Origin of the sequence: Leisingera sp. ANG-M7, from assembly GCF_000813965.1 — a bacterium.
Taxonomy (GTDB): Bacteria; Pseudomonadota; Alphaproteobacteria; order Rhodobacterales; family Rhodobacteraceae; genus Leisingera.
The window spans coordinates 971-4,356 of record NZ_JWLI01000047.1; the positions used below are offsets into that span (position 1 = coordinate 971).

The window sequence follows — 3,386 nt, forward strand, 5'->3', positions numbered from 1 at the left end:
GCCCGCGCAGGCCGGCCGGCCATGACGGAAACCGTAGAATTCGGCGCCATCGGCCGCGCCAAAGTCCGCGCAGCCACCCGTGACCACGCGCTGGAACTGTTGGCGCAGGCGATTTCCCAAATCGAACGCGAAACGGGCAGCTGACCCGCAGCGGCGCTCAATTTTTCAGCACTTGCAAAAAAGCCCCGTTTTTGTGCGCCTCCCGCACCTCTGCCGCTTTTTTCTGCGCGCGGTGTGCGCTTTCTCCTGACCTCACCGGTTATTGAGGGGAAGGAACAATCGGATGAACGGAGCGGATACCGCATGGATCATAGTGGCCACGGCCCTGGTCCTCTTCATGACACTGCCAGGGCTGGCCCTGTTTTACGGCGGCCTTGTGCGCGCCCGTAATGTGCTCAGCGTCTTCATGCATTGCTATGCCATTGCCTGTTTGATGAGCGTTCTGTGGCTGGCCTTCGGCTACACCATTGCCTTCGGAAGCGGCACATCCGGTATCTGGGGCGGTCTGGACAAGATGTTCCTGAACGGCGTCACCGCCGACAGCCTGTCCGGAACCCTGCCTGAGGTTCTGTTCTTTACCTTCCAGATGACCTTCGCCATCATCACCCCTGCGCTGATCGTCGGCGCCTATGTGGAGCGTGTCGGCTTCGGCTTCGTGCTGGTGTTCTCCGGCCTCTGGATGCTGCTCTGCTATGCGCCGGTGGTGCACTGGATCTGGGGCGGCGGCTTTCTGGCGGACGGCGGCATCTTCGGCGACGTGGGCGTCAAGGACTTTGCCGGCGGCATCGTGGTGCATGAGACCGCAGGCCTCGCAGCCTTGATCATCGCCTTCTTCCTGGGCCCGCGCAAAAACCGCACCATCCCGCCGCATAACCCCGGCTATGTGATGATCGGTGCCGCAATGCTGTGGGTCGGCTGGTTCGGCTTCAACGGCGGCTCGCAGCTGGCGGCTGACGGCGGCGCGGCGATGGCACTGACGGTGACCCATATCTCCGCCGCTACCGCCTCACTCACCTGGGCGCTGTGGGAAAAGATCAAATACGGCAAGGCGTCCCTTGTGGGCCTGGTCACCGGCACCATTGCAGGCCTCGCCTCAATCACCCCGGCCTCCGGCTTTGTCGGCCCAGTGGAAGCACTGATCATCGGTGCCGTCGCCGGCGTGCTGTGCCAGGAGATGGTCAACCTGGTGCGCAACAAGATGCAGATCGACGACACCCTGGATGTCTTTGCCGTGCACGGCGTCGGCGGCATCTTCGGCACCATCATGATCGCCGTCTTCGGCGCCGGTGCCTGGGCTGCACAGCTGGGCGCGCTGGTGATCGTCGGCATCTTCACCGCGGTTGTGACCATCGCGCTGGTGAAGATCTCCGCTTTGATCACATCCTTGCGCGTGGATCTTGAAAGCGAGACCAACGGTCTCGATCTCTCTGTACACGGTGAGCGCGCATACGACATGAACAGCTGACCCCGGCCATGACGGATGCCACCACTCACGGCAGATGGTACCACTTCACGCCGGACGGGTCCCTTCGGGGACCCGTTTTCTGTTTCAGGACAAAGGAGTTAGCAGCCAGGCCTGCTCCAGCGCATTGCACCGTTCTCCGATACGGCCATCCGCAGCGCGTTCCTCGATCAGACTGATTTCATGGCTGCCCTGATAGAGCACCTTTACGGTTGATCCCGGCACCGAAAAAGGCGGCCCATCCATCAGGGACTGATCATAGTCGAACCCGATCAGCAATTGTTTTGCGTTGCCCGTGATCCGGTTCAGATGCGCCGCATAGGCCTGCCGGTCCTCCGGCTTCACCGCAACCAGCGCCGCCCGGTCATAGACCGCGTCAACCGCGCCAAGATGCGCTGGGGAAAGGGAAAAGAAGTCGCCTGCGTAAAGGGTAAGCCCGCCTGACTGATAGCGGGTTAGCCCATCTGCTTGCGAGACGTCCGGTGTCTGCCCCAGCCGGGCAAAGACCTCCTCCACCGCGCCTTGATTGAACTCCACACCGGTCACACGCAGCCCCTGCGACAGCAGCCAATCCAAATCCAGCGCCTTGCCGCAAAGAGGAACAAAGACGGATTGGCCCGCCGCCGGTACGAGCTGGAAAAAATTATGGGTAAGCAGAGAGTTGGGCGCGGCCTCGTGAAACCCGATGCGGTTCTCGCGCCAGCGCGCCTGCCAGAATTCCTGTTCCATTGCGGGGTGCTCCTTCCATGGAAAATGACGAATTCAGCCGTTGATACGACTTGAAGCCCGCTTGAGGTCAACAGGTATCTGCGCAACGAAACCCTAGCCGTACAGCTCCGCCGCACGGCGTTCAAAGGCACGCACGATCCGCTGCATGGCTTCGTTGAAAACCACACCGATAATTCCCTGCAGCACCGCGTTCTTGAATTCGAAATCGACAAAGAAGTCGACGTCGCAGCTGCCATCCTCGCGCGGGGTGAATATCCAATGCGATTTCATGTAGCGGAACGGGCCGTCCAGATACTCGGTATCGATTTTTCTCTCGTCCGGATAAAGGGTTACCCGGCTGCCGAACCGTTCCCGGAAGACCTTGAAGGAGATCACAAGATCTGCCTCCATCACCTCTGCCTCGCCCATCGGGGCACGGCTGCGGATGCGGGCCGCGGCGCACCACGGAAGGAATTTCGGGTACTGCGCCACATCGGCCACCAGATCGTACATCTGCTGTGCCGAGTAGGGCATCTGGCGGGTTTCCGAGTGTGTGGGCATCTGTCCGCTGATTTTCTGCTACAATTACCGGGCGTGATGTCCTATGTACGCGCGGGAAATTCAAGGGGGCAGCCATGACACAGCGTCCATATGTCATTGATGTGATGATCTCGGCAAAGGCAATCGCCGCGCGGATTGAGGAGCTTTGCGAGGAAATCCAGAAGGAATTCGGCAATACCGACAAGCTGGTCGTGGTTGGCCTGCTGCGCGGCAGTTTCGTGTTCATCGCCGATCTGGTGCGTGAGCTGGACCTGCCGATCGAGGTCGATTTCCTGGAGGCATCCTCCTATGGTGACTCGATGGAGAGCAGCCGGGAAGTGCGTATTCTCAAGGACTTGCGCGGCGCCATTGAAGGGCGCGACGTGCTGGTCGTGGAGGATATCGTCGACACCGGCCACACGCTGAACCACGTCACCCACCTGCTGCAAAGCCGCAATCCGGCGCGGCTGAAATCCATTGCACTGCTGGACAAGCCGTCGCGGCGCGAAGTGGATTTCCGCTCTGATTGGGTTGGCTTCGAAATCCCCGACGAATTTGTTGTCGGCTATGGCATCGACTACGCGCAGCGCAACCGGAACCTGCCGCATATCGGCAAAGTGCGGTTCACCGACGAGGGCTGAATCAGCCAGAACCCGGGGGTGACATGCGTGCACCC

4 protein-coding genes are annotated in these 3,386 nt (G+C 60.6%); 2 read left to right on the plus strand and 2 right to left on the minus strand.

The annotated features are described in order from the left end of the window. Positions 1 to 283 precede the first annotated feature (283 nt). On the plus strand, positions 284 to 1,465 hold the full coding sequence (locus RA26_RS21855; RefSeq protein ID WP_039187563.1) for an ammonium transporter: 1,182 nt from the start codon (positions 284 to 286) through the stop codon (positions 1,463 to 1,465). Positions 1,466 to 1,549: 84 nt separating this feature from the next. Here RA26_RS21855 and RA26_RS21860 read toward each other — a convergent pair whose 3' ends face one another. Together RA26_RS21860 and RA26_RS21865 are read right to left on the minus strand one after the other, a co-directional pair. Continuing rightward, positions 1,550 to 2,191 carry a hypothetical protein gene (locus RA26_RS21860; protein ID WP_039187565.1) on the minus strand — a complete coding sequence of 214 codons (642 nt, stop codon included), beginning with the start codon at positions 2,189 to 2,191 and terminating at the stop codon, positions 1,550 to 1,552. 93 nt (positions 2,192 to 2,284) lie between these two features. Further along, the gene (locus RA26_RS21865; protein ID WP_039187567.1) at positions 2,285 to 2,731 is read right to left on the minus strand and encodes a type II toxin-antitoxin system RatA family toxin; all 447 of its coding nucleotides are present in this window, start codon (positions 2,729 to 2,731) and stop codon (positions 2,285 to 2,287) included. 74 nt (positions 2,732 to 2,805) lie between these two features. On the opposite strand from RA26_RS21865, the gene hpt reads away from it, so the two are divergent. Beyond that, on the plus strand, positions 2,806 to 3,351 hold the full coding sequence (gene hpt / locus RA26_RS21870; RefSeq protein WP_019296210.1) for a hypoxanthine phosphoribosyltransferase: 546 nt from the start codon (positions 2,806 to 2,808) through the stop codon (positions 3,349 to 3,351). Positions 3,352 to 3,386: the final 35 nt, after the last annotated feature.

Coding starts and splice junctions, on each gene's coding strand:
- RA26_RS21855 (WP_039187563.1), top strand. CDS start 284: ATGAACGGAGCGGATACCGCATGGATCATAGTGGCCACGGCCCTGGTC.
- RA26_RS21860 (WP_039187565.1), bottom strand. CDS start 2,191: ATGGAACAGGAATTCTGGCAGGCGCGCTGGCGCGAGAACCGCATCGGG.
- RA26_RS21865 (WP_039187567.1), bottom strand. CDS start 2,731: ATGCCCACACACTCGGAAACCCGCCAGATGCCCTACTCGGCACAGCAG.
- hpt (WP_019296210.1), top strand. CDS start 2,806: ATGACACAGCGTCCATATGTCATTGATGTGATGATCTCGGCAAAGGCA.